At 73.5% G+C, this 2117-nt stretch carries 1 protein-coding gene and 1 pseudogene; one reads left to right on the forward strand and one right to left on the reverse strand.

Annotated features, from left to right (window positions below):
* Positions 1 to 142: 142 nt before the first annotated feature.
* Positions 143 to 1765, reverse strand: coding sequence for an ABC-F family ATP-binding cassette domain-containing protein (locus tag ACFW9D_RS32135; protein ID WP_188336010.1), 1623 nt, complete (start codon positions 1763 to 1765; stop codon positions 143 to 145).
* Positions 1766 to 1910: 145 nt separating this feature from the next.
* Between ACFW9D_RS32135 and ACFW9D_RS32140 the strand changes: the two are divergent.
* Positions 1911 to 2117: pseudogene (locus tag ACFW9D_RS32140) on the forward strand (phosphoesterase); the annotation flags it as partial.

The following is a 2117-nucleotide window of genomic DNA, read 5'->3' on the forward strand; positions in this document are numbered from 1 at the left end:
CCCTCCGGGTCGCATTTCCCCGATGCCCTGGCGCCCGATGAGATCGCGCACGAAGTGCGCATCTCAGGGGCGCGGGGAACTGCGCGACCAGCCCCCACCGGGCGGCACCCGGCGACGAAACGGCCGGAGCTACGGCGCGGGGCTAGCGGGCCCGCTCCACGCGGCGTTCGTCCCAGACCGGCTCCGCCGTCTCGCGGACCTTGCCGTCGGAGCCGAAGACGAGGAAACGGTCGAAGGACTTGGCGAACCACCGGTCGTGGGTCACGGCCAGCACCGTCCCCTCGAACGCCTCCAGCCCCTCCTGGAGCGCCTCGGCCGACTCCAGGTCGAGGTTGTCCGTCGGCTCGTCCAGGAGGAGAGCCGTCGCCCCGGCCAGTTCGAGGAGCAGGATCTGGAAGCGCGCCTGCTGCCCGCCCGAGAGCCGCTCGAACTTCTGCTCGGCCTGCGCGGTGAGCTCGTAGCGCCGCAGCAGGCTCATGGCCGCGCCGCGGTCCTTGGCGTGGTCCCGCCACAGGATGTCGAGCAGGGGCCGGCCCTGCAGCTCGGGGTGCGCGTGGGTCTGGGCGAAGTGCCCGGGCTCGACGCGGGCGCCGAGCTTCCAGGCCCCGGTGTGCGCCACGGACGCATCACCGGCGAGCAGCCGCAGGAAGTGCGACTTGCCCGAGCCGTTGGACCCGAGGACGGCGACGCGCTCCCCGTAGAAGACCTCCAGATCGAAGGGCTTCATGAGGCCGGTCAGCTCCAGGCCCTGGCAGGTGACGGCGCGCACGCCGGTGCGCCCGCCCTTGAGCCGCATGGTGATGTCCTGGTCGCGCGGCGGCTCGGGCGGCGGCCCGGCCTCCTCGAACTTGCGCAGCCGCGTCTGGGCGGCCGCGTACCGGGACGCCATCTCGTGGGAGACGGCGGCGGCCTGCCGCAGGTTGATCACGAGCTTCTTGAGCTGGGCGTGCTTCTCGTCCCAGCGGCGGCGCAGTTCCTCGAAGCGGGCGAAGCGCTCGCGCCGGGCCTCGTGGTACGTGGCGAAGCCGCCGCCGTGCACCCAGGCGTCGGCCCCGCCGGGCCCGGGCTCGACGCTGACGATCTTCTCGGCGGAGCGGGCGAGCAGCTCGCGGTCGTGGGAGACGAACAGGACCGTCTTGCGGGTCTCGCGCAGCTTCTCCTCGAGCCAGCGCTTGCCGGGCACGTCCAGGTAGTTGTCCGGCTCGTCGAGGAGCAGGACCTCGTCGGTGCCGCGCAGCAGCGCTTCGAGGACGAGCCGCTTCTGCTCGCCGCCGGACAGGGTGCGGACCTCGCGGAACTGGGCCTTGTCGTAGGGCATGCCGAGCGCGGCGGTGGTGCACATGTCCCAGAGCGTCTCGGCCTCGTAGCCGTGGGCCTCGGCCCAGTCGGAGAGGGCCTGCGCGTACGCCATCTGCGCGGCCTCGTCGTCGACGGTCATGATCGCGTGCTCGGCCTTGTCGACGGCGCGGGCGGCCTCGCGGATGCGCGGTCCGGAGACGGAGACGAGCAGGTCGCGCACGGTCGTCTCGTCGCGCACCGAGCCGACGAACTGGGGCATCACGCCGAGCCCGCCGCTGATGGTGACGCCGCCGCCGTGCGGCTGCAGCTCGCCGGAGATCAGCTTGAGCAGTGTCGTCTTGCCCGCCCCGTTCGGCCCGACCAGGGCGACGACGGCGCCCTCTCCGACGCGGAACGACACATCACCGAGCAGCGCCCTCCCGTCCGGCAGGTAGTACTCGAGATGCGCGGCTTCCAGATGTCCCATGGTTCCGCATTCTGTGCGGCCGGGCGTGTCGCGGGCAAATGGCTTTCGGTCCTGGCCCGCGCCGTCCCGGTGGTCCCGGGATTCCGGGTGACGTGCTCGCGGGCTGCGCGGGTAGAGGTCCCGCATGCGATCCCTGCGTGCATTCATGTCCACGGGCACGGGCGGACCCGGCACCGGCCGGTCTCCGCGCGGCCGCCTCGCCGCCCTCGACCTGCGTCTCTTCGAGTTCGCCGCCGGAGCCCACTGGCCCGGCGCGGAGCGGATCCTGCCGCGGCTGAGCCGGGGCCCGCACCCCCGCGCGCGGTGGTGCGCGGGGGGGGGGGCCCGCGCGGCGGCCCGGGCGCCCCGGGCC

This window comes from Streptomyces sp. NPDC059524 (assembly GCF_042749255.1).
Taxonomy (GTDB): Bacteria; Actinomycetota; Actinomycetes; order Streptomycetales; family Streptomycetaceae; genus Streptomyces; species Streptomyces xanthii.

Bases quoted from the DNA above. Each gene is read 5' to 3' on its own strand.
- ACFW9D_RS32135 (WP_188336010.1), bottom strand. From the start codon at position 1,765: ATGGGACATCTGGAAGCCGCGCATCTCGAGTACTACCTGCCGGACGGG.